Annotated in this window: 1 protein-coding gene; it reads right to left on the bottom strand. The window is 72.8% G+C overall.

The annotated features are described in order from the left end of the window. The coding region (locus HV826_RS36440) for a HAMP domain-containing protein (protein WP_176421581.1) at window positions 1-695 on the bottom strand (695 nt) is incomplete at both ends.

Genomic DNA, 695 nt, shown 5'->3' with positions numbered 1-695 from the left:
CGGGCGGGCCATGCGCAGGTACTGCTCGGTGACGTCCGCCAGGCGGTCCACCTCCTGGGTGACGGCGCCGATGAGGTCCTTCACCTCGGCGGCGTCCTCGGGGGTGGCGAAGCGGGCGGCTTCAAAGCCGTCCTGGAGCAGCTCCACGTTGAGGCCAATAGAGGACAGGGGGTTGCGCACCTCGTGGACGATTTGGGCGGAGATGCGGCCGACGGCGGCCAGCTGCTCGGCGCGCATGAGGGCCTCGGCCTGGGCCTTGAGCTGGGCTTCGCGGGCCTGGAGGGAGCGGGCCATCTGGTCGAACTCCCGGGCCAGGACGGCCACCTCGTCGTCGCCGCGCACGCCGAGCTGGGCGTTGTAGTCACCGCGGCCGATGCGGGACACGCCGCGGATGAGGTTGCGCATGGGGCGCAGGGTGCGTGCGGACCAGGCGGTGGCGCCCACGCCCACGGCGATGGCGGCCACGGAGAAGCCGATGATGAAGAGGCCGGTGGTGCGCTCGCGCTCCTCGGCGCCGTCCACGCGCTCGCGGATGCGGTTGGAGAGGGCGGCGCGCAGCACGCGAATTTCGCGGCCGATGGCGTTCTCCTCTTGCCGCAGTCTGGCGGTGGCGACGGCGACCTGCTCCCGGTCCGGGTTCTCCGTGGCCAGGGCGGTGAAGACGGCCTCGGCGGCGCGGCCGTAGTCGCGGTAGC

Origin of the sequence: Myxococcus sp. AM010 (assembly GCF_013372585.1) — a bacterium.
GTDB classification, from domain to species: domain Bacteria; phylum Myxococcota; class Myxococcia; order Myxococcales; family Myxococcaceae; genus Myxococcus; species Myxococcus vastator.
Note: the sequence above shows the minus strand (reverse complement) of the source record. Positions and strands in the feature narration are given on the sequence as shown.